The following is a 24,309-nucleotide window of genomic DNA, read 5'->3' on the forward strand; positions in this document are numbered from 1 at the left end:
ATCCGCAGGATGAGCCGGTCGCGTTCGTCCAGCTGCTCCAGCAGGGGGGCGAGGGTGTGGAACTCCTCGAAGAGTTCCATGCCGGGATCGACGGCGCCGTGGCGCTCCGCCGCCGGCCGGGCGCTCCGGCCCGCCGCGGGCGATGCGTCGCCGTCCACGGCCGTGGCGTCGAGGGAACTGCTGGTGTAGCCGTTCGCGGCCACCAGCCCCTCGATGATCTCGTCCTCGGACAACTCCAGGTGGAGGGCGAGCTCCTTGACCGTCGGCGCCCTGCCCAGGACATCGCTCAGGGCGTCCTGGGCCTTGGCGAGTTCCGTACGCAGCTCCTGAAGCCGGCGCGGCACGTGCACGGCCCACGTGGTGTCACGGAAATGGCGCTTGATCTCACCGATGATGTACGGGAGGGCGAGCGTGGAGAATTCGACCTCGCGCTCCGTGTCGTAGCGGTCGATGGCCTTGATCAGGCCGATGGTCCCCACCTGGATGATGTCCTCCATGTCGAGACCGCCGCCGAGCACCCGGGCCCGGAAGCGCCGCGCGGCGAACTGGACCAGGGACAGGTTCATTTCGATGAGCGTGTTGCGCGTGTACTGGTACTCGCGCGTCCCCTCCTCCAGGGTGCGCAGCCTCGCGAAGAAGAGCCGCGAGAGCTCACGGGCGTCACCGGGCGCCATCTCCCGGGCGTTGTCCACCCGGAACAGGTCCGTGTCCTGCGTGGGCGCTCCCGCGGACTCCAGGTCACACGCGGGTACTTCAGCGTCTGCTGCACGAATGGGGCCTACAACGGTGGCCGAGCGATACATGGTGGCCGCTCCCTCCCGATTGACTGACGGCTGCCGGGGGCGCTTCTGCCCCGCCTGAGAGGGTCTACACACGTCGAAGCGAGATTCTTCCCCGGGACGGCGAGGCCGACGGGCGCCTGCGGCGAGCAGCGGGCCGGTGGATAGCGTGGGGGCATGGCGACGACGGGGAAGCGACGGGTCCTGTACCGACAAGGCACCGGGTTCTGGCGCATGACGGCGAAGTGGGCCCTGTTCTTCGGGGCCCTGTCCCTGCTGGACGGCGGGTTGCTCCGGTCGTGGGGCGACGCCCTGGTCTGGCCGATGATCGGGATCCTGCTGTGGGTGCCGTTCGGGATCGGCGTCGTCTGGTACCCGAAGAAGGACCAGCGGGTCGAACTGACGACGCGTGAACTGCGGGTACGGCGCAAGCGGCTGTCCATGGAGAAGGTGAACCTGCTGCACGTGGCACGGCTGTGGCTGGAGGGGCGGTCCACCGCGGATGCCGAGCCGGTGTCGGCATGGACGCGGTCCGACCGCGTGGTGTGGGTGCCGCTGCGGGACGGCCGGGCCTTCGGCGTGGAGTTCCGCGACCCGGCCGCCTTCGCCAAGGTCTTCGGGGCTTTCGCGGTCGCTGCGTGCGGCGGGCCCGACATCGTGCGCGCGAGGGCCGCGGCGGAGACCTACCCGGATCCGCTCCCCGTGCGGCCCCGCCGCTCGGCCGACGACTCGGGCTCCTGGCTGGACGTGCTGGACGTCTTCAACTGAGAGCCCGAGGCACACGGCACGGGGAGCCGGGCGGGGAGGCTGCGGTGCCGGAGCGAGGAGCAGGCATACTCCCTGGGAAGAACGTACGACTGACGATCCGGGGAGGCGGACATGACCGGAGCAGGGGACGGATACGGGCAGAACGTGGTCGGGGACGGCTACCGGGCCGGGGCCGGCTGGGTGGTGGTGGCCCGGGGCGAACTGGACCAGGACACCCTGATTCCTTTGGAGGAGGCCCTCAGCGAGGCGGCGGGCCTGCATCCGCTGGTGATCCTGGACGCCGGTTCCATCACCTTCGGGGACTCCTCGTTCCTGAACCTGCTCCTGCGGCTGCACCACCTCACGACCCTGCGGATCGCCGCCCCGGGCGAGCAGCTGCGGCGGCTGTTCGCGGTGACCGGAGCCGATACGGTGCTGTCCCTGCACGAAAGCGTCGAGGCCGCCGCCGGGGCGTGAACCCGCAAGGGGGCGCCGGCCGCTCAGTCGGCGTCCGGGCCCTCGGAATGCGGGTGGTGCGGGTCCGGTCCGCCGCCGGGCCGGAAGCACGCGGTGATCGCCTTTCCGCCGTGGCACGCGTGGACGTCCAGGGAATCGGCCAGGGCGTTGACGATCCCCAGCCCGCGGCCCGACGTGGCGCCCGCGTCGGCAGCGGGCTCCCGGTAGCGGGGCAGCCGCGGATCGGCGTCCGCCACGCTCACGTGCAGGCAGCGGCCGTCCCAGGTCAGCACGAGGTGCGCGGTGCCGGCCGCGTGCAGGTGCGCGTTGGTGACGAGTTCGGAGACGCAGATCAGCACGGAATACACGGGGTCGGCCACCGAGCCGCTCCATGGCAGCGACGCCAGGTGGTCCGCCGTCCACTCCCGCGCCGCCCGGACGCCCTCCGCGACGGGAAACGACCGGGCCCAGCCCACGGCCTTGACCGCCATTCCCTTCACCCCGTTTCCTCCGTGGTGTGTGACTTTCACCGGTCCGTCTACCCGGAACCCGCCGGGTCACCCAGGAGCTCGCCAAAACGGTTTGCCCCAGGGCGCGTTCGGGACGGGCGCGGAGGTCCTCCCGCCCACCTCCCTTTCCCGCAGGCGGGATGCGCTGTCCCCGGTGTGATCGACCGTGCCTTATCGTCCCTTCGGCGGCGCTAGCCTTCACCGGACCGGTGGTGCGGCGAAGGCGGATCCCACGGAGCCGGGCGCATCGGTGCGCCCGGACGCCTGGGGTCCTTCTTGTCCCGTTCGTCGGAGTGTCGGTTTCGAGTGTGAGGTTGGGGCGGATGGCCGAGCGGGCGGGCACGGGTTCGGCGGGCGGGATGTCTCCGCTCCCTGGTGAGGGCGGGATCGGCGAGGCGGAGCTGCGCAGGCTGCTGGCCGGGCTGACCGCCGTACGCGACGGGGATTTCCGTACCCGGCTGCCCGATGCGGCGGACGGGCTGCTCGGGGAGATCGCCACCGTCTTCAACGGGATGGTCAACCAGCTGTCCCTGTTCACCTCCGAGGTGACGAGGGTGGCCCGCGAGGTGGGCACCGAGGGGACGCTGGGCGGCCAGGCCGACGTACCGGGAGTCGGCGGCGCCTGGCTGGACCTCACGGATTCGGTCAACTTCATGGCGGGAAACCTGACCGCCCAGGTGCGCTCCATCGCCCAGGTCGCGACCGCCGTGGCCAAGGGCGACCTGTCGCAGAAGATCACCGTCACCGCGCGGGGGGAGATCCTGGAGCTGAAGGAGACCATCAACACGATGGTCGACCAGCTCTCCGGATTCGCCGGCGAGGTGACCCGGGTGGCCCGCGAGGTCGGCACCGAGGGCCGGCTCGGCGGTCAGGCGGACGTGCAGGGAGTCTCCGGTACCTGGAAGGACCTGACGGAGTCGGTCAACGTCATGGCCGACAACCTGACCGCCCAGGTGCGCTCCATCGCCGAGGTCACCACCGCCGTGGCCCAAGGCGATCTGACCCAGAAGATCCGCGTGGACGCGCGCGGGGAGATCCTGGAGCTGAAGGAGACCATCAACACGATGGTCGACCAGCTCTCCGCCTTCGCCGACGAGGTCACCCGGGTGGCCCGCGAGGTCGGCACCGAGGGCAACCTGGGCGGTCAGGCCACGGTCCGGGGCGTCTCCGGCACCTGGAAGGACCTCACCGACAACGTCAACGTCATGGCCTCCAACCTCACCGGTCAGGTGCGCTCCATCGCCCAGGTGGCCACCGCCGTCGCCCGCGGCGACCTCTCGCAGAAGATCATGGTGGAAGCGAAGGGCGAGGTCGCCGCGCTGGCCGGGGTCATCAACACGATGGTCGACACGCTGTCCGCCTTCGCCGACGAAGTGACCCGGGTGGCCCGCGAGGTGGGCACGGAGGGCCGGCTCGGCGGTCAGGCGCAGGTGCCCAATGTGGCGGGCACCTGGAAGGACCTCACGGACAACGTCAACTCCATGGCCAACAACCTCACCGGCCAGGTCCGCAACATCGCCCTCGTCACGACGGCCGTCGCCAACGGCGACCTGTCCAAGAAGATCGACGTGGACGCCCGCGGGGAGATCCTGGAGCTGAAGACCACCATCAACACGATGGTCGACCAGCTCTCCGCCTTCGCCGCAGAAGTCACCCGCGTCGCCCGCGAGGTGGGCAGTGAGGGCCGGCTCGGCGGCCAGGCCGAGGTCGAGGGCGTCTCCGGCACCTGGAAGCGGCTGACCGAGAACGTCAACGAGCTGGCCGGCAACCTGACCCGCCAGGTCCGGGCCATCGCCGAGGTCGCCAGCGCGGTCGCCGAGGGCGACCTGACCCGCTCGATCACGGTCGACGCCTCGGGCGAGGTCGCCGAACTCAAGGACAACATCAACTCCATGGTCGGCTCGCTCCGCGAGAGCACCCGTGCCAACCAGGAGCAGGACTGGCTCAAGTCGAACCTGGCCCGCATCTCCGGCCTGATGCAGGGCCACCGGGACCTGGCCGCCGTCGCCGAGCTCGTCATGGACGAGCTGACGCCCCTGGTCGCCGCCCAGTACGGAGCCTTCTACCTCGCCGAGGACCGCCCCGGCGGCACCGTACTCACCCTCGTCGGCTCCTACGGGCGCTCCGCCGCCGGGGAGGAGGGCGCCACCTTCGCCCTCGGAGAGTCCCTCGTCGGACAGGCGGCCCGCAGCCGCCGGATCATCGCCACCGACCAGGTCCCCGCCGGCTACGTGATCTCCTCGGGGCTCGGCCACACCACCCCGGGCAGCCTGATCATCCTGCCGATCGTCGTGGACGACCAGATCCTCGGCGTGATCGAACTGGCCTCCTTCTCCGCCTTCAACCCCGTCCACCGCGACTTCCTGGCCCAGCTGATGGAGGCCATCGGCGCCAACGTCAACACGATCGTGGCCAACGCCCGCACCGACGAGCTCCTCGGAGAGTCCCAGCGGCTGACCGGTGAGCTCCAGGCCCGCTCGGAGGAGCTCCAGGTCCAGCAGGAGGAACTCCAGCGCTCCAACGCCGAACTGGAGGAGAAGGCCGCCCTCCTCGCCAGCCAGAACAGCGACATCGAAGCCAAGAACCTGGAGATCGAGCAGGCCCGGCAGGAGCTGGAGACCCGCGCGCAGCAGCTGTCGCTGGCCTCCACCTACAAGTCCGAGTTCCTGGCCAACATGAGCCACGAGCTGCGCACACCGCTCAACAGCCTCCTGATCCTGGCCCAGTTGCTCGCCCAGAACCCCGCGCGCAATCTCACCCCCAAGCAGGTCGAGTACGCCGGCATCATCCACTCCGCCGGCTCGGACCTCCTCCAGCTGATCAACGACATCCTCGACCTGTCGAAGGTCGAGGCCGGCAAGATGGACATCAACCCCGAGCGGGTGCACCTGCCGCAGCTCTTGGAGTACGTCGACGCCACCTTCCGGCCGATGACCACGCAGAAGAGCCTCGACTTCACCGTCACCACGGCCCCCGGCGCCCCCGACGACCTGCTCACCGACGACTCCCGGCTGCGCCAGATCCTGCGCAACCTCCTGTCGAACGCCGTCAAGTTCACCGAGCGCGGCGGCGTCGAGCTCCGCATCGAACCGGCCGCGGCCCCCGAGATCCCCTCCGGACTCTCCCGGCGCGGTCCGATGCTGGCCTTCCGGGTGCGCGACACGGGCATCGGCATCCCCGAACAGCAGCTGGAGTCGGTCTTCGGCGCCTTCCAGCAGGCCGACGGCACCACCAGCCGCAAGTACGGCGGCACCGGTCTCGGGCTCTCCATCAGCCGCGAGATCGCCCAGCTCCTCGGCGGCGCCGTCACCGCGGAGAGCACCCCCGGCCAGGGCAGCACCTTCACCCTCTACCTGCCGGTCAGCCGCGCGGACTACGAGGACGCCTCCTACGCCGATGCTCCTGCGGCGCTCCCGCCCGGGGCCTCGTACCGAGCGGCGAAGGGGCACGGCGGCCGTCAGGGCGAGCCCGTACTCCCGGAACAGCGGCGGCCCCGCCGCCTGCTGGTGATCGAGGAGCGGACGAACGGTCTGCTCTCCCTCGTCGCCGAGAGCGCCGACCGCGACTTCGCCCCCGGCCACCGGGCGGCGGGAGAGCGGGGCGGCATTCACGTGGTCCACGCCACCGGCTCCCGCGAGGCGGCCGCCGCCCTGGCGGCGCACTCCTTCCACTGCGTCGTCCTGGAACTGGACCTGCCCGACGGCGAAGCGCTCCGCTTCCTCGACGCCCTCGACGGAGACCCTGCCCTCGCCCAGCTCCCCGTCCTCGCCCACAACAACCCCCGGGTACGGGCCGGCCAGGAGGAGGCCCTGCGCGGGCGGTCCGCATCACACCGCGTGGAACTGCTCTCCAGCCTGGACGAGCTGCGCGAACGCATCGCGCTCCACCTGTCCGCCGAACAGCCGGGAGACGTCCTGCCCCTGGTACACGGGGACGCGCGCCGCAAGCACGCCGATCACGTACTCGAAGGCGACCTGGCCGGACGCACCGTCCTCGTCGTCGACGACGACGCACGCAACCTCTTCGCCCTCAGCGGGGTCCTGGAGCTCCACGGCATGCGGGTGCTCCATGCCGAGGACGGCCGCAAGGGCATCGACGCCCTCGTCCGCAACGCCGGCGTCGACATCGTCCTGATGGACGTGATGATGCCCGAACTGGACGGCTACGCCGCCACCGCCGAGATCCGGCGGATGCCGCAGTACGCGGACCTGCCCATCATCGCGGTCACGGCCAAGGCGATGCCCGGGGACCGGGAGAAGAGCCTCGCCGCGGGCGCCAGCGACTACGTGACCAAGCCGGTGGACGCCGACGACCTCATCGCCCGCATCCGGCGCAGGCTCACCCGATGACCGGGGACACGCGCCGGCACGACGATGCCCGCCGGCCGGGAACACCGGACGCCGACCGGCTGGCGGGCCTCGTCCCGCATCAGGCTCCGACGCCCCTCGGTCGTCTCGTCGCCACCGTGGAACGGCTGCGCCGGGAAGTGCTGGAGGCACAGGCGGCGGCCGACGGGCGGGCCCTGGTCGAACTGGCCAAGGGCATTCTGATCGGGCAGCTGAACTGCACCCCGGCCGCAGCGGCTCGCCAGCTCGACGTGCTGTGCCGCGAGAGCGGGATGTCCCCCCTCGAACTCGCCGCCGACATCGTCAACCAGGCCTCCCGCGACCACGTCAGCGAGATCGCCGCCGAGTTCGTCGAACGTACGGGGGCGGGCGCGGGCACCGAAGGGGCCGACCCGGCCGATCGGCACTCCACGGTGTCGGTGCGCCTGCGCACCGCCGAGAGCGGGGTGCTCGCCGTCGCCGCCGACACCCAGGCGGTCGCCGAGTCCCTCCTGACGAACGCCCTGGGCCCCCTGGGGGCCGTGGCGGTGGCCGTGTGGGCCGCGGAGCCCGACGGTTCGCTGGCCCTCGCCGGCCACGCCGGGTTCCCGCCCAGGGAGGCCGCCCGCTGGCGCCACGTACCCCCGGGCGTCTCCACCGTCGCCCGCCTCGCGCTGGGGGAACGCCGGCTGGTCACCCTCACCGACCTCGACCGGGAAGGGCTCCCCTCCATCGGCCGCGCCGAGTGGCCCGGCGGTGGGCGGATGGCGGTGCCCACGGGGACGGGCGGACGGATCCAGGGCGTCCTGGAGATCTGCTGGCCGCAGCCCCTGGAGCCGCAGGCACCCCAGATCGAGCGCCAGGTCGAGGCCCTCGCCGAGCTGTGCGCCCGCACCATGGACGCCTCGCCCCCGCGCGACCCCGCGGCGGCCGACGCGGTCCTCCCGGACGTCGCCGAGCTCATCGACCTCGCCGAGGGGCTCCAGGACCCGGCCGTGGTCCTCACCCCGGTCCTCGACTCCGACGGCCGGCTCGCCGACTTCCGGATCAGGCACACGGGCAGCCGCTTCGTCGACCCGGTGGGCCGGCCGCGCGGCGACGTCAACGGCGCCCTGCTGCTGGAGGCATACCCGCTGGCCGCCGGGGAGAGCGGGCTGTTCGACATCATCGAGCGCGTGCACGCGACGGGCGAGCCCTTCCGCGCCGAACGCATGAGCCTGACGGCGCTCGTCGACCAGATCCCGCTCACCTCGGTCGCGAACATCAGCGTGAGCCGCCACGGCTCCGCCGTCCTGCTGATCTGGCGGATCCAGGACGAGACGGCCCGGCTGGCCAACCTCCTTCAGCACGCCCAGCGCCTGGGCCGCATCGGAGGCTTCGAAGAGAACCTCGTCACCGGCGAGACCACCTGGAACGCCCAGCTCTACGAGCTCCACGGACTCCCGCCCACCGCGCCCCCGGTCCGGCTGCGGGAACTCCCCGGCTACGCGCACTCCGACGACTCCGCGGCCCTCGGCCGCTTCCTGCGCGCGGTCCTGCGCCACCGCCGCCCCGCCTCCGTCAACCTGCGCCTGCGCAGATCCGACGGAATCACCCGCCACATCCGGGTCGTCGCCGAGCCCGTCCTCGACGCGGACCAGCGGCTGCACGCCGTGCGCGGCGCCTACCAGGACATCTCCGCCCAGCACTGGACCGAGGTGGCCCTGGCCGCGACCAGGGACCAACTCGCCCACACCGAGGCCGAGTCCGCCGAACGCAACCGCCTGGCCCTCCAGCTCCAGCACGCGATCATGCCCCCCACCCCGCCGGCCATCGAGGCGCCGGGCCTGCGGGTGGCCGTCCGCTACCGGCCTGCGGAGATCGAGGCGCTCGTCGGCGGAGACTGGTACGACACCGTGGTGCTGCCCTCAGGGCTGATCATGCTGTCGGTGGGCGACGTCGCCGGTCACGGCATCGAGGCGGCCACCGGCATGGTCGTCCTGCGCAACGCCCTGCGCGGCCTCGCCGTCACCGGAGCGGGCCCCGCCCAGCTGCTGTCCTGGCTCAACACCGTCACGCACCACCTGGCCAAGCACGTGACGGCCACGGCCGTCTGCGGCCTCTTCGACCCGCGCACGAGGGTGATGCGCTGGGCCCGTGCGGGCCACCTGCCTCCCGTACTCGTCCGCGGCGGGGAGGCGGAGGCCTTCCCGCTCATCGAGGGGCTGCTCCTCGGAGCCCTGCCCGATGTCGCCTACATCGAGCGGGAGGTGCAGCTCGAACCGGACGACACGCTGCTGATGTACACGGACGGGCTGGTGGAGCGCCGGGACTCCTCGGTGCAGGAGTCGCTCGGCCACCTCGTGCGCGCGGCGGCCTCCGCCGCCGGGGACCTGGACGGCCAGTTGGACCGCCTCCTCGCCGAGAGCCGCTCCGACACGGACGACGACACGTGCGTGATCGGCATCCGGGTCGGCTGACGGCCCCGGGCGGCCGTCTACCGGTCGGCCGTCTACCGGGCTGCGATCCGAACGGAATCGACGGTCACCTGCTGCCGGGGCGCTCCGTCGCCCCCGCCGTCCCCGGTCCCCTTCTTCGCGATCTCGCGCAGCACTTGGGCGTTCCGGGTGATCTTGCCGAAGGGGGTGTAGTGCGGGGGCAGCCGGGTGTCCCGGTACACGAGGAAGAACTGGCTGCCGTTGGTTCCCGGCCCCGCGTTCGCCATGGCGACGGTGCCGGCCGGATAGACGGCGCCCGTCAGGTTCTCGTCCCCGAACCGGTAGCCGGGCCCGCCGGAGCCGGTACCGGTCGGGTCTCCGCATTGCAGGACGAAGATGCCGACGGTGGTGAGCCGGTGGCACGTGGTCCCGTCGAAGTACTTCCGGCCGGCCAGGTACGCGAAGGAGTTCGTGGTGCACGGCGCCTTCGCCGTATCGGCTTCGAAGACCACGGTGCCGTGGTTGGTGTGGAGCGTGGCCGCGTACGGCCGCAGACGGCTGACGTCCCCGGGCGGAGTCCCCACGCTCCTGGCCGCCTTCCCGTCCGGCGCGTACGCACAGGTGGCGGCGGCCGAAGCCGGCCCCGTGGGCCCGGTGACCAGCCCGGCGGCGAGTGCGGCGCCGGCGGCCACGCGCAGAACGTTCGAGAGCATGGGGTTCCAATCCAAGAGCAGGGACCGGCCCTTGATACCGGTGTCCCGCTCCGTCCCGGGGAGAAACGCCGTGCGGGTCCCTCGATCAGCGGATCCGGGCAGCTCGCGTCCACGGGCCGGCCGTCACCAGAGGAGCTGCACGTGAACCATCGGCCCGAGCCCTTCGAGATCCTCCCCGGCGCCGGCACGTCGCCGGTGATCCTGCACGTGCCGCACTCCTCGCGGGTCGTACCGGAGTCCGTCCGCCGGGGAATCCGCCTGTCCGACCGGGACCTCGACCGGGAGCTGGACCACATCACCGACTCCCACACCGCCGAGATCGCCGCAGCGGCCGCGGCCGCCTCCGCCGTCACGCCGTGGCAGTTCGTCAACGGGCTGTCCCGGCTGGTCATCGACCCGGAGCGGTTCCCCGACGAGCGCGAGGAGATGCTCGCCGTGGGCATGGGGGCGGTCTACACGCACTCCACCCACCGGGAGCGCCTGCGCCCCGAGGGGCTCGACGTCCGCCCCTTGCTCGACCGCTACTTCCACCCGTACGCGGAGGCGATGACGCGGGCCGTGGAGGACCGGCTGGAGGCCGCCGGGCGAGCGGTGATCATCGACGTGCACTCGTACCCGACGGAGCCCCTCCCGTACGAACTCCACGGCGAGGGCAGCCGACCGCCGATCTGCCTGGGCACGGACCCCTTCCACACCCCGCCCGCCCTGCTGGCCGCCGCCGAGAAGGCGTTCGCGTGCTTCGGCGGCACCGGGCTCGACAGTCCCTTCGCCGGTACGTACGTGCCGCTGAAGTACTACGGCAAGGACGACCGGGTGGGCGCGCTGATGGTCGAGATCCGCCGGGACACGTACATGGCGGAGCCCGGCGGCCCCGCCGGACCCGGCCTCGCCGCGCTGGCGGCGGCCCTGACGGAACTCGTGGACGAGCTTCCGGCCTGATCCGGTCCGGGCGCGCGTCGGCCCGCACGGCCCGCGCGCGCCGGAGCCGGTCCGGGCGGTGGATCGCGGGGACCCGAGGCGTGTCGGTCCCGGTCCGGGCCGCTGCCGTCCGGCACGGTGGGCGCGGCCGGTGGCCGTCCGCCATGGCGGCTCCAGAACCGTGCGAAGGGGTGCGCATGACGGAGAACGGCAACGCCCGGACCAGCCGCCGCACCCTCCTGCTGGCCGCCGGATCGGCCGGCGTCGCCGCACTGGCGGCCGCCTGCTCGGGTCCGGCGACCACCCGGGGGGCGGCAGGCCGGCCCGAGGGCCCCGCGTCCCCGGCCCCCCACGCGACCCCGACCGGGACGGGACCGTCCACCCCGGCGTGCGTGCTGACCACGGAAGCCGGCCAAGGCCCGTACTACCTCGACCTGGACCGGGTCCGGTCCGACATCACGGAAGGCCGGGCCGGCGTGCCGTTCCGCCTGGACCTGACGGTGCTCCGGGCATCGGCCGGCTGCCGCCCGGTCGCCGGCGCCACGGTCGACATCTGGCACGCAGACAGCTCGGGCACCTACTCCACCGGCAAGGACACCTTCCTGCGCGGCACCCAGCTCACGGACGCCGCCGGGCGGTGCACCTTCCGCACCATCGTGCCGGGCTGGTACCGGGGTTTGGCGCCCCACATCCACTTCAAGGTCCGCCCCGACCGGCACACCGAGACGACCTCGCAGTTCTTCTTCCCCGAGGAACTCCTGCTGCGCGTGTACGCGCTCCAGCCCTATGCCCGCCGCAAGGCCCCGGCCCACCCCAACACCCGGGACAGCCGCTACCGGGACTCGGGCGCCGCGATGACCCTGACCCCGTCGCCGGACGCGGGCGGCTACAGGGCGGCGTTCACCGTGGGGATCGGCTGACATCCGCCGACGGCTCGTACCAGAGGCTCGTCATCGGGGAGTGCGCGGTCCAGCCCAGCGCGGAGTAGAGCGCCCGGCCGTCGGGCGTGCCGACCAGGAGGCCGGTCCGCGCGCCGGCCTCGTACGCGGTGCTCTGGAGCGTGCGCATCACCAGGCCGCCGAGGCCCTTGCGCCGGTGCTCGGCGGCGGTCTCGACCTGGTCGACCACGACATGGGCACCGACACGGGAGCCGACATGGGCGATCTGTCCACGGGCGGCGAAGTGCCCGTCCCGCGTGCGGACCAGCACGCGGCTGACGCCGCCCCGGGTCCAACGGGTGAGCGTGTGACCGGCCGGCACCTCAGGGCGCTCCGGCACGAGGGGACAGGTCATCAAAAAGCCGGGACTGTCGCTTCGCCAGCCCGGCCCGACCCAGGGCAGGACCGCTTGCTCCTCGGCGAACAGCTTCAGCCAGGTCCCGGGCGCGCTCGTCGCAGCGACGATCTTGCGCACATCGGCCTCGGAGGGTTCCGGCAACACGTGCCGGGCGACGTGCTTGGGCTGCCCGACGTCGATCGTCCACCCCCAGGGCTCGTCGATCGGGTCCGAGCTGCCGCGCGAGACGACCCAGCCGCTGATCCACATCCGCACGAGCTCACTGATCCCACTGTCCGGCATCGCCGTCGTCCCCCTCGATTGGTAATAAGTGCTCACCGTAATCGGACCTTACGCAATAGGGGTGGGTCACGGAAAGCGGGAGTCGCTCGTGGAGTCGGCGCACGCGTGGGTGCACGTCCTGGCACCGTCCGGCCCCGGCCGCATGGGAACGTAAAGTACTCAACCGGTTGCCGTGCGTGATGATTCAGGTGTGCGGGGACTCCTGGCGGGCAGATAACCCGCATGCTCACGGACATGATCGAACGGCTGCGCCTCCTGCCCCGCCCACGCCGAACTCCCGTCTTCACCGCCGACTTCGCCTCGCCCACCCAGTGGATCGCCGGCCACTCGTGGGCCTATCCCGACGGCGGCCCCGTCAACCCGGGCGACAACAAGCTGGACCACCTCACCGACGACCCCGCCTACAGCCGCGGCGGGGTCTTCCGGGCGACGCCGCGCTCCGACGGCGAATGGGACTGCGGGCTGCTCACCACCGAGGGCAGCGACGAGGGCTTCCAAGTGCGCACCGGAGACGTGCTGGAGGCCCGGGTGAAGCTGCCGGTACAGCTCGGCGCCTGGCCCGCCATCTGGACCTGGCGCGACGGCGGCCAGGAGATCGACGTCTTCGAGTACCACCCCGACAACCCGGACCTCCTCGAACTCTCCAACCACGTCCGGGAGGCCCACCGCTACCACCGTGACCCGGCGGTCCGGCCCGGAGCGTGGATCGACGTGAAGGTCGAGTTCGGGAAGGGGTCGGTCGTCTGGTGGGTCAACGGCGACCGGGTCTTCAGCGACGGCAGGGGAGTGGGCCGCCGCTGGTCCGCCTACCTCATCGTCAACCTCTCGGTCTGCGCGGGCAGGTACCACCCGGCGCCCGAATCCGGGGTCACGGAACTGTCCTACGAGGTCGCGCAGTTGCGCGTGTACCGGACACTTCGAGGGCTGCTCTAGAGCGGCGACGCAGCGGCAGCGGCCGGATGCGGGTGGCGGTCGGTGGCCGGGACGCGCCCTGGACGCCGAATCCGGGGTGCGTTAGCTTCCGGCGCCATGAGACTTCTGGGAGTTGGCATGTGCGCGGCGGCCCTGCTGCTGGGGGTGGTGGCCGCCCCGGCGCAGGCCGCAGACGGGTCACGGGACCTTCGGGGTGCGCGCTGGGCGTTGAAGGAGACCGGCAAGGACGCCCGCTTCCGGGGGCTGGCGGCGGTGAGCCGGTCCACGGCCTGGGCGGCCGGCTCGAAGGGGACCGTACTGCGCACCTCCGACGGCGGTCGCAGCTGGCGCGACGTCTCACCGCCCGGGGCCGTCGCGGAGGGGCTGGAGCTGCGGGACATCGAGGCCTTCGACGGGCGGCGCGCCGTGGCCCTGTCCATCGGCGAAGGCGAGGCCTCCAGGGTGCTGCGCACCGAGGACGGCGGCGCCACGTGGACGGAGACCTTCCGAAACCCCGACCCGCGGGCCTTCTACGACTGCCTCACCTTCTTCGACTCCCGCCACGGGCTCGCGATGAGCGACCCGGTGGACGGCAAGTTCCGCATCCTGTCCACGGACGACGGCGGCCGCAGCTGGCGGGTGCTGCCGAACGCGGGGATGCCGGACGCCCTGCCGGGTGAGGCGGGCTTCGCGGCGAGCGGCCAGTGCCTGGTGTCCGCCGGGCCGCGCGACGTCTGGCTGGCCACCGGCGGCGGCCCGGTCGCGCGGGTGCTGCACTCCGCGGACCGCGGCCTCACCTGGCGGGCCGCCGAGTCCACCCTCCCCGCGGGCGACCCCGCGCGCGGGGTCTTCGCCCTCGCCTTCAGGGACCGTACGAGGGGCCTCGCGGTCGGCGGTGACTACCGCACCGGGCAGGCCTCCCCGCAGGCAGCGGCAGTGTCCTCGGACAGGGGCCGGAGTTGGCGCCCGGCGTCGACGCCGCCGCCGGCCTACCGCTCTGGCGCGGCCTGGTTCCCGTACGGGGCCGGCACGGCCCTGGCGGTGGGCCCGACGGGCACGGACGTGACCGGGGACGGCGGCCGCACCTGGCGGGCGCTCGACCCGGGTTCGTTCGACACGGTCGCCTGCACGGCGGACGGCGCCTGCTGGGCGTCGGGGGAGAAGGGGCGGGTCGGGCGCCTGGAAGGGGCGCGCCGGGGCTGATCGACGTCACCTGCCGCCGTGCGCCGCCCGCAGGCCTGCCAGATAGACCTCGGGGTCGGGGCCGTGTGCCTGGTCCTGGGCTCCTTGCCGGACGTGCGCCAGGTTTCCGCCGGAGCCGATGCGCAGCATGGTGGTGGCCGCGTGCGGGGTGCCGGGGCGGCGCAGTGCGTCGGCGTCGACGACCGGGATGCCGGGCCCGAACATGGCCGTCGCCCGGGGCGCGGTGTCCGCCGGTGGCTGCCCGGTCCGGTTGGCGCTGCTGACGTAGAGGTGCGGAAAGCCCGTCAGCAGGGCGGACAGCGGCCGCCAGTGTGCGCCGAACAGCAGGAGGTGGCCGTCGCGGAGGGCGGGTCCGGTCCAGGGCGACGGCCGCGCGTTTGCGCGTACGGGCACCAGGAGCGTGACGAGTTCGTCGCGCAGCAGGGCGAACGAGGTGCGGAGCGCGGCCGGTGTCAGTTCCAGTTCCGTGCCGAGGTCGCGCCAGACGGCGTCGTCGTGGACCCAGAGGGCGACTTCCTGGTCGGTCGGGCGGCCCTTCGCGTCGTTGACGGCCCCGGGGGTGGTGGCGGTGACGACGTAGGTGAGCGGGCTGGGGTTGGGCAGGATGACGGCCCCTCCGGCCCGCAAGGCGTCGGCGGCGGCGCCGGTGTCCGGAAGGCGGGTGTCCGACATGGGGTGAGTCCGTTCAGGGTGCGGGTGCGGGTGCGGGTGCGGGTGCGGGTGCGGGGTTCGGGTTGGGCGTGGCGGCGGTGAGGGCCTCGAGGTACGCGGCGAAGTCCGCGTCGGGGACCTGGGCCTGGTTCAGGCGGTAGGCGCGGTCCTTGACCCAGGTCAGGGCCTCGCCGGTCTGGTCCGGATCCAGCTGGTGGCCCAGGCGCTCGGCGACCGCGCGCAGCACGCGCCGGCTGGCGAGGTGGGTCAGTACGACAGTCGGTGCGAGGCCCAGGTGCTGCTCGGGATCGTAGGGCTGGAAGGTGCGCGGGTGGGTGAAGGGGGTTCCGGTGGAGATCGTGGCGACCCCGCTGCCCACGATCGGAGTGGTGACGGTGAGCGGCACCCCGGTCTCCGCGGACACCATCCGGGCGATGCCGGGCAGCCGCGTCAGGTCCGGCTGCGTCCACCACGGCTCGCAGTCGGGCCCCAGGACGTGCGCGGCCTTGGCCCGGTCGTGCGCGAGGAGGAAGAGCAGTTGCTCGGTGGCGACCATCCCGCTGCGCTCGGCCATGCCCAGCCAGGAACAGGCCGCGACCCGCGCTCCGCTCTCGAGGGCGGCCAGGGTGTTGGCCAGGCCGAGGCCGAGGTCGTTGTGGAGGTGCGAGACCAGGACCGTGTCCTGACCGGCGCCGGCGGCGACCCGCCGGAAGAGGTCCTGGGTCTGGCCGGGCAGCAGGTCGCCGACCGTGTCGGCCAGCACGATCGTGGCCGCCCCCTGCGCCGTCATCCGGCCCGCGTACTCGGCCACCAAGGTGTGGTCCGCGCGCGGCGCGTCCACCAGGCACACGTCCACCGCCGTGCCGCCGGCACGGTCCACGGCCTCCTTGACCACGTCCAGGCCCCGGTCCAGGGCCGAGCGGGCGTCACTGTGCACCAGGGCGCGGGCCGTGGCCTCCGAGGCGGCGACGATCACCATGATCCGCCCGTGCGCCGCACCCCGTACCGCGCTCAGTGCCAGCCGTACGTCCTCCACCGTGCCCCGGCAGATCGCGGACGGGCTCACCGAATCCTGTGCCTCCAGGGCGACTTGCCGGGTCGCCTCGTATTCCTGACCGCACACGGAGGGGAATCCCGCGGCGAAGACCACGTGCCGAGGACCGTCGGCCCCGAACACCGCCCCCTGCTCACGGGCGAGCCGCACGCGGAAGTCGCCGCTCATCAAGGTCTTCGCCTGTGCGCCGTCCCGTGCCGACTCCTCGAAGAGCACGACCCGTCCGGCCCGGGCCGACTCCCGCACCACGTCCACGTTCAGGTCCACGTCTAACACCGGTCAAGCTCCCTTTTTGCCACGGCACTTGAGCGCCCGCGCGTGGTGTGGAGATCCACTGAAAGGGATCGTACGGGGCTGGGCATCCCTGGTTTCGCCATACACGGATGTTCGAGTCCGTGATCGAAATCGGGGTGCGCCCGGCCTCCGGGTGCTGGCAGGCTGCGCCGGTGAACCGTGAACAGATCTCCAGGATCGCCCATGTCGATCACCCGATAAAATCTCCGCTCGACGACGACTCGGTACGCCGGCTTCTGGAACGAGGCCTCCCGCGCGGCGACGAGCGCATGCTCGATCTCGGCTGCGGCAGCGGGGAATGGCTCCTGCGCGCCCTGGCCACCCGCCCGGACCTGCACGCCGAGGGCGTCGACATCTCCGAGGACGCATTGGCGCAGGCCCGCCGGGAAGCGGACCGCCTCGGCGTCCCGGAGCGGCTGGTCCTCCACCACCAGGAGGCCGCGGACTTCGCCTCCCCACAGCCGTTCGACCTGGTGGTCAGTGTCGGGGCCACGCACGCCTACGGCGGACTCCTGCCCACCCTCGCCGCCGCCCGCAAGCACCTCGCTCCCGGCGGTCGGGTGCTGATCGGCGAGGGATTCTGGGACCGCTCCCCGTCCCCGGAGGCCGTCGAGATGTTCGGGGACCTGGCCGACCTGGCGACCACCGTGGACCTCGTCGTCGCCGACGGGTGGACTCCCGTCCACGGGCACGTCAGCACGCGCGGTGAGCTGGACGCCTACGAATGGGCCTGCTGGGGGTCACTGGCCTCATGGGCCCTCGACCACCCCGCCGATCCGGACAGCGGGCACGTGCTGGCGACAGCCACCGCCCGCCGCACCGAATGGCTGCGCACCTACCGGGACGCCTGGGGCTTCGTTTCCCTGGTGCTGCGTCGGACATCAAGCTGAAGGCGCGCGTCGTGCAAGGTCACACGTAGTCGACCGTGACCTCCTGGAAGCCCAGGGAGTGGAGTAGGCCTTCCAGCATCGTGGTGGTGTTCTTCTCGGTGCGCTCCACGAGCCCGCTGTCGCGAGCCGCTTCCGTGATGTGCTGAACGGCCAGGCGCTGTACGGCCTGTTCACCGGCCGGATTGTCGGTGAACAGGTCGCCCAGCCGGTCCAGCAGTCCCCGCTGCTTGGACACGGCGTAGGAGCGGTCCAGATCCAGTGCCGCCGTCCCGAGGACGGCGTGGGGCAGGCGGAGCGAGACCTTGGTGCGCTCCTCGTTCACGGTGACGGCCTGCTCGCCGAGCCCGCCCAGGTCCACGTAACCGCTCACGGAGCCCGCTCCGACGTAGAGGGTCCGTGTTCCCCGGACCGAGTCAGGCAGGAAGGCCGCGTCCTTCTCCAGGTCCACCACGACCTGGAAGTTGCCGGCGGCGCCCTCATAACGGTGCATGTCCTGGATGGACTTGAGCAGGACCGGCCCCGAGCGGTCCACGGTGTCCTGGCGGAACAGGTCGCCGAAGCCGGGCAGAAGACTGAAACGGCCGGCCAGGACCAGCACCAGCGCGAGCACTGCCAGCCCACCGACGGCCCGTCCCCACCACGGCAGCCGCCGTGACTCTCTTCGCGGTGCGGGTTCGCGCTCCGCGTCGTGCGATGAGTTGTCCATGTCCTGCGGATGCCCGCCCCGCGCGGCCCCACTCCCAGGAGCCGGCAGCGGCCGGGGTTTACGCTCGGGGGACGGATCGTTGCGAGAAGACGGCGCGCCTGGAGTGGTGGGCCAATGCGTCCACTTGCCTGGTGCCCGTTCCGGTCGATACGAGGGGGACTACCAGGTGCCGCCAGGTGCGGCCTCGGCGTGGGCGGAGCGGCCGGGGGAGAAGGACATCCGGTTCCAGGTGTGGCGGCGGCCGCGGATGGCCACCGAGTAGGCGTACATGACCTCGGGGTCGCACATACCGGGGAGGTAGGAGTCGCCGAAGTGGTGGGCGTCGAAGCCGGCTTCCTTGGCGTTGAGGGCGAGTTGCGGCACCACGTTGGCGTGGGAGCCCTCCTGGCTGGTGCCGATGGCGCCCATGACGATCGCGCCCGCGTCCTGGACCGCGGCGACGGCCGTCGCGGCCAGCTCGCGGGTCATGCCGGGCAGCGTGCCCGGCAGAGGGGCGACCACGCCGTCCGCGCCGGCGTCGACGAGGGCGGTCAGCCGTGCGGGGGTGACGCGTTCGGGGCAGCCCGCGTGGTGCATCTTGCCCGACCACAGGGCCGCGTCGTCACCGAGTCCCTTGCGCAGTTCCTCGGTGACCCGCGCCATGCCGTCGTAGGTGCCGCCCGTTCCGGGGTTGGCGGTGATGCACAGCAGTGCGGCGCCCATGTCGATGAGGCGCCGGGCGTGCTCGGAGGTGGCGCGGCGGATCTCCGGGACGTCGCCGGGCTCCAGGTTCACGCCCACGGGGCGACCGATCAGGCGGGCGAGATCCGTGAAGGACGTGAAGGTCCCGAGGCCGGGCATGACGAGCCGTTCCCCGTCCCACGCCCGCTCGATGAGGTTGAGGATGACGATGTCGGCGCCGAAGGCGGCCACCAGCTCGGCGTTGTGCACGCCGCGCCCGTCCGGGTGCGGGGAGAGCGCGGCACGCTCGGCGAAGACCTCGGCCACCATGGTCCGGCCCTCGGCGGCGGCCACCGCCCGGGTCAGATCGCGTCCGCGCAGGGCGGAGAGCGCGTCGCGGTCGAGGTCGAGGATTCGCTGAGTGGTCATGACTACGACCCTAGCCACGGGGAGCCACGCCCCAGGGCCGCCGATGGTCCCCCAGAGGGGGGCCCTTGGCCCCGGCCTCGGTTCCCCACTGCCGTACGACCCCGTTCGGCACAACCATCATGAAGAGGGCAACTCTCCCCAACCGTGATGATTTGACCCGCTCGGTGCCGTGCAGGAAGGTCGGGGCATGGACCAGATCTTCGAGAAGTTCCGGACCCTGCCCGTCGAGGAGCAGCTCTCCCCGGCCCTCACCCGCCGCAGGTACGCGGACTTCCAGGTCCTCGTCGTGGACCACCCGCGCGTCGGACAGGCGTGTCTGAGCATCCAGGGCGGACAGCTCGTCAGCTGGCGCCCGGCCGGCGCCCGGCCCGACGACCCCGGCGTGTTGTGGTCCGCCGACCCCGACCTGTGGCGGCGCGGAACGGCCGTTCGCGGCGGAGTCCCGCTGTGCTGGCCGTGGTTCGGCCCGGCCGGCCCCGCCGGCTCGCCCTCGCACGGGTTCGCGCGGACCACCGACTGGGAGCTGACGGCGTGGGAGGAGGACGCGGACCGGGTCGTCGTGGAATGCACGCTGCGGCCCTCGCCGGCGACCCGCGCACTGTGGCCCGAGGAGTTCGTCCTCGTGGCTCGGTACACCCTGACCGACAGCTGCCTCATCGAGATCGAGGACCGGGGCGACCACACCGCGACCGCCGCGCTCCACACCTACGTACGGATCGGCGACCTGGGACGGGCACACCTCGCGGGCCTCGGCCCCGAACACACCGACGGGCTCACCCGACGCCGCTACGAGGACGAGGACGGCACGCTCACCCCCGTGGACCGCGTCGAGCGGTTCCAGACGGAGCCGGCGCCCGTCACCACGGTGCGCGACGAGGTCCTCGGCAGGATCGTCGCTTTCGCCCACCACGACCACAGCGACGTGGTGGTCTGGAACCCGGGCGCCGAACTCGCACGGGGAATGGCTGACCTCGCGCCGCAGGAGCACCGGCACTTCCTGTGCGCGGAGACCGCCCGGGTGGGGCGGCCGCTGGTGGCGGAGGAGGGGCGGCCGGGCCGGCTGGCGGTCGAGCTACGGGTGGCGGAGCTCTGAGAGGGCGATATGTGACTTGATGTTCGTTTCTATGTCGCCTGATCGTGTGACTGTGGGGGCTCCCGGCCGATCGACGAGTACGCCTCTCAGGCCGACGCGGCTGGGCGCCTACGTGCGCGCCACCCTGAGCGGCGCCAAGGTCGCCGGTATCGGCAGCCCCCCGCCGCCGGGTGGACCACCTACTGCGCCGGTGGACAGCGCCGACGAGGTGTCACAGCGCGTCCACGAGTGCGGCGGCACCGTGGACCTGCTGGTTGACGGCGAACCGGTGGCGGGCATCCGCTGCGGCATGGCACCGGGGTGGCCGCACTGGCAGGTGCACTTCGCCGTCACCGACGCCGACCTGACCGTACGCCAGGCCGTCGGGCAAGTCCTTGACGGCTGGAGGAGACCCCGTACGGCCGGGCGGCCCGGCTCGCCGATCCTTGGGGCGGGCGGTTCTCCGTCATCGAGGTGGGCTGACGCAGGCGCGGCCGCTCACAGCCTTGACACGATCGCGCGGGCCAGCGTTTCGAGGTGGTCGCGGATCTGACTGGAGTGCTGGTCGGGGATTCCCGGGGCAAGGGGATCAAAGGCGTAGTTGACGGCGAAGTTGACCGAGCCCTTGCGCACGTACAGATGGCCACCGATCGAGGCTTCGTCGTACAGAGCCACGTCGCCCACTCCGGCCACCGGTAGAGTGCCGGGCTTGGTGTGCTGGCTGACCTCGAAGGGCAGCAGGGCGATGAAGACGATGCGGCCCTTGGCAGCGGCGTTCACGTAGGTGCACTGCGTGCGGCCGGGCAGGACGCTGTCATCCCGCCTTCCCTTTGCCGGTTGGCCGAGGACCGCCCCGACCTCCTCCTCGGTCGCCAAAGCGCAGACGTCCAGCGCCGGTTTCGTGGGTGCGGCGTGCGCGGAGTCGCCGGAGCTGGTTGCGCAGCCACTCAGTGCGAACAGGATCACCAGGCCCAGAACTCCCGGTAAGAAGCTGAACCGTGCCGGCCTTCGGGAACGCGTCATGTCCCGTCCCCTCTCGTCGAGTCGGTCGTCGGGGCGTCGCCGGCCCGAGGCGCACCGGGCGCAGCAGACCGTTGCAGACGTCCATGTGGCGAAGCGTCATCTTCTGGTGGCGGCCAGCCTAGTGCGGCCTTAATGAAGATTTCTATGATTTACGGTTCATTCCAGCTGCCCGTAACGGCGCACACGAGTCGGTCAGCGCACCCACCGGCCTCAGCCCCGCTGGCCCTCGAAGGGGAGGGGACGTCCGGGCAGTTACGGTCGCGGCCTGGTGAACAGTCCTGGCTCGGTCTCGGCCAGGATTCCACGCCCGGTTAGGCGCTTCAGTTTGCGGACGTTGTTGATGTTGTTCGGCAGGAGATCCAGATCCATTACCTCGCACACGTTCCTCGCCCGTAGTGGGGTGCTGGCTTCGGCGAACACGGCCATGATCTGCTGGTACGCGGGGCCGTCCGGCAGGGCCGGAGTCGGTGTGGCCGGTGCCGGAGCCGTTTCGTCGGGCAGCTCCAGGAGCGTCTTGCGGGTGATCGTGATGTGTTCGGCGGCCTGGGCGAGTCCGTTCAGCAGCGCGGTCAGTTGCGCGATCTGCTAGTGAGCGGCCTCCGCTTCCACGGCGATCTGCCGCTCGCGGACCTCCAGGCGGGCCAGCAGGGCGCCGAGGGTCTGCTGCGGGTCGCCGCTCACGCGCCGCGCCAGGACGAGGCGGAGGTGCTCGTCAGCCGACGGGCCATTACGTCGCTTATCGCCCAGTACACCCGTGACTCGGCCGAGACCGGGCGGTGCTCGTAGTCGCGGACCAGCCTGCGGTGCAGCATCAAGATCCCGTTGGTCTGCTCGACTCTCCAGCGGATCGGTTGCGGGACGAAGCTGCGGTTGGCCGGGTTGCGCTCGACGATCTCCACCGCGATGCTCAAGCTGGCGCCGTGGTCGACCACGCTCTTCTTGAACCCCTGGTCCACCAGGGCCTTCGTCACCGTGGAGGTCCCTGCTGCGACCTTGTCCAGCAACGCGGTGCCGAAGACGTTGTCGTGCACGGAAGCGGCCAGCACCACCACGGCGATCACCAGGCCCAGCACATCGACGGCGAGCCCCCGCTTGCGGCCCGGTACCTTCTTGGCGGCGTCCCATCCGGTCGTGGCCGCGGGCACCCCGGCGGCGGCATGCAGGCTCTGGGTGTCGAGCACCACCAAGCTCGGGTCGGCTAATCGTCCCCGGCTCTCACGCACCTGCCAGCGCAGCAGATCGTGGATGACCTTGTCGGTACCGTCGTCGCGCCATTTGTAGAAGTAGTACTTCACCGCGCCAGGCGGCGGCAGGTAGTCCCATTGGCAGCCGGTCCGGGACTGGTAAAGGAGCGCGTTGACGATCTCCCGCATCTCGTAGCTGCCCTGGTGACCACTGACGGAGGGATGCTTCGCCTTCCACGCAGTGGGTACCGGCTCGATCAGCGCCCAGCGTTCGTCGGATAAGTCGCTCTTGTAGGGCTTGCGGTCGCTCACCACACCACTCCAACACGACCAAGCCCGTCGATTGGCCGGGATTCCCCGCAGTCACACGATCAAGCGACGACCGAACCGGACATCAGCTTACGTACCGCCCTCTGAGAGAGGGGCACCCCGACCTCGAGCGGCTCGGGTGTGGATCACCTCCCGGTCAGCGCCGTGGCCAGGAGCGCGGCAGTCCGGGCGATGAGGGGGTTGTCGGGCGCGGCGTCGGGTCGGGGCTTGGTCGTCAGGACGGCGATGACGAGGGGCGGCCTGCCGGGGGGCCAGGCGACGGCCACGTCGTTGTTGGTGCCGTACGAGCCTGCGCCGGTCTTGTCCGCCACGGTCCAGTTCCCCGGCAGGCCGGCCCGCAGCCGCTCGCCGCCCGTGGTGTTGCCCAGCAGCCAGTCGGTGAGCCGCCGCCGGTCCGCCGCTTCCAGCGCGGTGCCGAGGACGAGGCGCTCGTAGGTCCGCCCGATCGCGTACGGGGAGGTGGTGTCGGTCACCCGCCGGGGTTCGGCGGTGTTCAGCTCCGGTTCCCACCGGTCCAGACGGGTCACCCCGTCCCCGATCGAGCGGGCGAAGCGGGTGACCGAGGCCGGGCCGCCCAGCTCGCGCAGGAGGAGGTTGGCGGCGGCGTTGTCGCTGAAGCGGATCGTGGCATCGCTCAGCTCCGCGATCGTCATCCCGCGGGCGACGTTCTCCGCCCGGCCGGTGATCGGGGCGTGCCCGGAGGCGGAGGCCTCCTGCGCGGTGTAGCGGACGCGCTTGGCCAGGAACTCCCCGTCCCGGTCGAGGTCACGCAGTACGGCGGCCACCGCCAGGGTCTTGAAGACCGAGCAGATGGGGAAGCGCTCCTGCGCCCGGTACCGCACCGTGCGGCCGGTGGCGGTGTCATGGGCGTAGACGCCCAGGCGGGCGGAGTGCTCCCGTTCCAGTGCCGCCAGTCGGTGCGCGACCGCGTTGCTGCCGCCGGGGGACGCGGTCGCGGCGAAGGCGCTCCCGCCCGCCGGCAGCGAGGCGGCCAGTGCCGCTCCGGCTCCCAGGGCGAGCACGGTGCGCCGGGACGGGGTCTTCCCTGTGGTGTTCACGGTCGTCCTCTTCCTCTCCGGACCAAGATCTCAACCATTCCCCCGATTCCCCCACGCATGTCCCGCGGCGATGGTTCCAAACGAGGAGCGGCAACGGAGAGCAGGGCGTTGTGGCGGGCCGTGTGAATGGCAGCCTTCGATGGGCCTGTGGCCTTCGATCCGGGGGTCACGAAGGCCCCCAAACCTTCCCCCGAAAGGCGTACGACTGGGCACGCACGGTGAGATTCGGGGCCCCGGGCGGTGACCCGCCCCACAGGGCCTAGGTCACATACGAGGCGGAATAGTAGTCGTTGAACTTCCCGAAATCACCCCCTCAGACCGGCCCCCACCAGGGGTGACACCCGCCCGGTCGGAGGGGGGTCGTTGCGCCCCGGCTGCGAGGACCACTAGTAAGAGGGGTC

21 protein-coding genes are annotated in these 24,309 nt (G+C 71.9%); 10 read left to right on the plus strand and 11 right to left on the minus strand.

Annotated elements, in window-relative coordinates; translation table 11 throughout:
* Positions 1-803 (minus strand): sigma-70 family RNA polymerase sigma factor (locus ACFVX6_RS36140; protein ID WP_389698823.1); only part of this gene is annotated, 803 nt, incomplete at its 3' end.
* Between the two features lie 153 nt (positions 804-956).
* Between ACFVX6_RS36140 and ACFVX6_RS36145 the strand changes: the two genes are divergently transcribed.
* The gene (locus ACFVX6_RS36145) at positions 957-1,547 is read left to right on the plus strand and encodes a hypothetical protein (protein ID WP_389698825.1); all 591 of its coding nucleotides are present in this window, start codon (positions 957-959) and stop codon (positions 1,545-1,547) included.
* Between the two features lie 111 nt (positions 1,548-1,658).
* On the plus strand, positions 1,659-2,003 hold the full coding sequence (locus ACFVX6_RS36150; protein ID WP_389698827.1) for an STAS domain-containing protein: 345 nt from the start codon (positions 1,659-1,661) through the stop codon (positions 2,001-2,003).
* Positions 2,004-2,026: 23 nt separating this feature from the next.
* Here ACFVX6_RS36150 and ACFVX6_RS36155 read toward each other — a convergent pair whose 3' ends face one another.
* Complete coding sequence (locus tag ACFVX6_RS36155; RefSeq protein ID WP_389698851.1) at positions 2,027-2,473, minus strand: ATP-binding protein; 447 nt, start codon at positions 2,471-2,473, stop codon at positions 2,027-2,029.
* Between the two features lie 377 nt (positions 2,474-2,850).
* On the opposite strand from ACFVX6_RS36155, the gene ACFVX6_RS36160 reads away from it, so the two are divergent.
* Both ACFVX6_RS36160 and ACFVX6_RS36165 read left to right on the plus strand, forming a co-directional pair.
* Positions 2,851-6,840, plus strand: a complete 3,990-nt coding sequence (locus ACFVX6_RS36160) for a HAMP domain-containing protein (protein WP_389698852.1) — start codon at positions 2,851-2,853, stop codon at positions 6,838-6,840.
* Positions 6,837-9,275 (plus strand): SpoIIE family protein phosphatase, encoded by a 2,439-nt coding sequence (locus tag ACFVX6_RS36165; protein ID WP_389698829.1) that lies wholly within the window; start codon positions 6,837-6,839, stop codon positions 9,273-9,275. Before ACFVX6_RS36160 ends, ACFVX6_RS36165 begins: the two co-directional genes overlap by 4 nt.
* A 32-nt stretch (positions 9,276-9,307) precedes the next feature.
* Here the strand turns inward: ACFVX6_RS36165 and ACFVX6_RS36170 are convergent, their stop codons facing one another.
* Complete coding sequence (locus ACFVX6_RS36170; RefSeq protein WP_389698831.1) at positions 9,308-9,946, minus strand: peptidylprolyl isomerase; 639 nt, start codon at positions 9,944-9,946, stop codon at positions 9,308-9,310.
* Between the two features lie 141 nt (positions 9,947-10,087).
* Here ACFVX6_RS36170 and ACFVX6_RS36175 point away from each other — a divergent pair, with 141 nt between their 5' ends.
* Both ACFVX6_RS36175 and ACFVX6_RS36180 read left to right on the plus strand, forming a co-directional pair.
* A complete protein-coding gene (locus ACFVX6_RS36175) occupies positions 10,088-10,885 on the plus strand; it encodes an N-formylglutamate amidohydrolase (RefSeq protein ID WP_389698833.1) in 798 nt (265 codons plus the stop codon).
* Between the two features lie 176 nt (positions 10,886-11,061).
* On the plus strand, positions 11,062-11,784 hold the full coding sequence (locus ACFVX6_RS36180) for an intradiol ring-cleavage dioxygenase (RefSeq protein WP_389698835.1): 723 nt from the start codon (positions 11,062-11,064) through the stop codon (positions 11,782-11,784).
* Here ACFVX6_RS36180 and ACFVX6_RS36185 read toward each other — a convergent pair.
* The gene (locus ACFVX6_RS36185) at positions 11,765-12,442 is read right to left on the minus strand and encodes a GNAT family N-acetyltransferase (protein ID WP_389698837.1); all 678 of its coding nucleotides are present in this window, start codon (positions 12,440-12,442) and stop codon (positions 11,765-11,767) included. The genes ACFVX6_RS36180 and ACFVX6_RS36185 overlap by 20 nt on opposite strands.
* A 222-nt stretch (positions 12,443-12,664) precedes the next feature.
* Between ACFVX6_RS36185 and ACFVX6_RS36190 the strand changes: the two genes are divergently transcribed.
* Together ACFVX6_RS36190 and ACFVX6_RS36195 are read left to right on the plus strand one after the other, a co-directional pair.
* A complete protein-coding gene (locus tag ACFVX6_RS36190) occupies positions 12,665-13,375 on the plus strand; it encodes a beta-glucanase (protein ID WP_389698839.1) in 711 nt (236 codons plus the stop codon).
* A gap of 96 nt (positions 13,376-13,471) precedes the next feature.
* On the plus strand, positions 13,472-14,557 hold the full coding sequence (locus ACFVX6_RS36195) for a WD40/YVTN/BNR-like repeat-containing protein (RefSeq protein WP_389698841.1): 1,086 nt from the start codon (positions 13,472-13,474) through the stop codon (positions 14,555-14,557).
* Between the two features lie 6 nt (positions 14,558-14,563).
* Here ACFVX6_RS36195 and ACFVX6_RS36200 read toward each other — a convergent pair whose 3' ends face one another.
* A complete protein-coding gene (locus ACFVX6_RS36200) occupies positions 14,564-15,229 on the minus strand; it encodes a hypothetical protein (RefSeq protein WP_389698843.1) in 666 nt (221 codons plus the stop codon).
* Between the two features lie 13 nt (positions 15,230-15,242).
* The gene (locus tag ACFVX6_RS36205) at positions 15,243-16,538 is read right to left on the minus strand and encodes a 2-isopropylmalate synthase (protein ID WP_389698844.1); all 1,296 of its coding nucleotides are present in this window, start codon (positions 16,536-16,538) and stop codon (positions 15,243-15,245) included.
* A gap of 170 nt (positions 16,539-16,708) precedes the next feature.
* On the opposite strand from ACFVX6_RS36205, the gene ACFVX6_RS36210 reads away from it, so the two are divergent.
* Positions 16,709-17,446: an SAM-dependent methyltransferase gene (locus ACFVX6_RS36210; RefSeq protein WP_389698845.1), complete on the plus strand. Its 738-nt coding sequence runs from the start codon at positions 16,709-16,711 to the stop codon at positions 17,444-17,446.
* Between the two features lie 19 nt (positions 17,447-17,465).
* Here ACFVX6_RS36210 and ACFVX6_RS36215 read toward each other — a convergent pair whose 3' ends face one another.
* Both ACFVX6_RS36215 and ACFVX6_RS36220 read right to left on the minus strand, forming a co-directional pair.
* Positions 17,466-18,152 carry a DUF4230 domain-containing protein gene (locus ACFVX6_RS36215; protein WP_389698846.1) on the minus strand — a complete coding sequence of 229 codons (687 nt, stop codon included), beginning with the start codon at positions 18,150-18,152 and terminating at the stop codon, positions 17,466-17,468.
* 159 nt (positions 18,153-18,311) lie between these two features.
* Positions 18,312-19,241 (minus strand): hypothetical protein, encoded by a 930-nt coding sequence (locus tag ACFVX6_RS36220; protein ID WP_389698847.1) that lies wholly within the window; start codon positions 19,239-19,241, stop codon positions 18,312-18,314.
* A gap of 187 nt (positions 19,242-19,428) precedes the next feature.
* Between ACFVX6_RS36220 and ACFVX6_RS36225 the strand changes: the two genes are divergently transcribed.
* On the plus strand, positions 19,429-20,334 hold the full coding sequence (locus tag ACFVX6_RS36225) for a D-hexose-6-phosphate mutarotase (protein WP_389698848.1): 906 nt from the start codon (positions 19,429-19,431) through the stop codon (positions 20,332-20,334).
* A gap of 477 nt (positions 20,335-20,811) precedes the next feature.
* Here the strand turns inward: ACFVX6_RS36225 and ACFVX6_RS36230 are convergent, their stop codons facing one another.
* The 3 genes from ACFVX6_RS36230 to bla form a co-directional block, all read right to left on the minus strand.
* On the minus strand, positions 20,812-21,279 hold the full coding sequence (locus tag ACFVX6_RS36230) for a hypothetical protein (protein ID WP_267757397.1): 468 nt from the start codon (positions 21,277-21,279) through the stop codon (positions 20,812-20,814).
* A gap of 734 nt (positions 21,280-22,013) precedes the next feature.
* The gene (locus ACFVX6_RS36235; RefSeq protein WP_389698849.1) at positions 22,014-22,832 is read right to left on the minus strand and encodes an IS5 family transposase; all 819 of its coding nucleotides are present in this window, start codon (positions 22,830-22,832) and stop codon (positions 22,014-22,016) included.
* 143 nt (positions 22,833-22,975) lie between these two features.
* Positions 22,976-23,908, minus strand: a complete 933-nt coding sequence (gene bla, locus ACFVX6_RS36240; protein ID WP_389698850.1) for a class A beta-lactamase — start codon at positions 23,906-23,908, stop codon at positions 22,976-22,978.
* Positions 23,909-24,309: the final 401 nt, after the last annotated feature.

Origin of the sequence: Streptomyces sp. NPDC058289 (assembly GCF_042880975.1) — a bacterium.
Lineage (GTDB): Bacteria > Actinomycetota > Actinomycetes > Streptomycetales > Streptomycetaceae > Streptomyces > Streptomyces stoeckheimensis.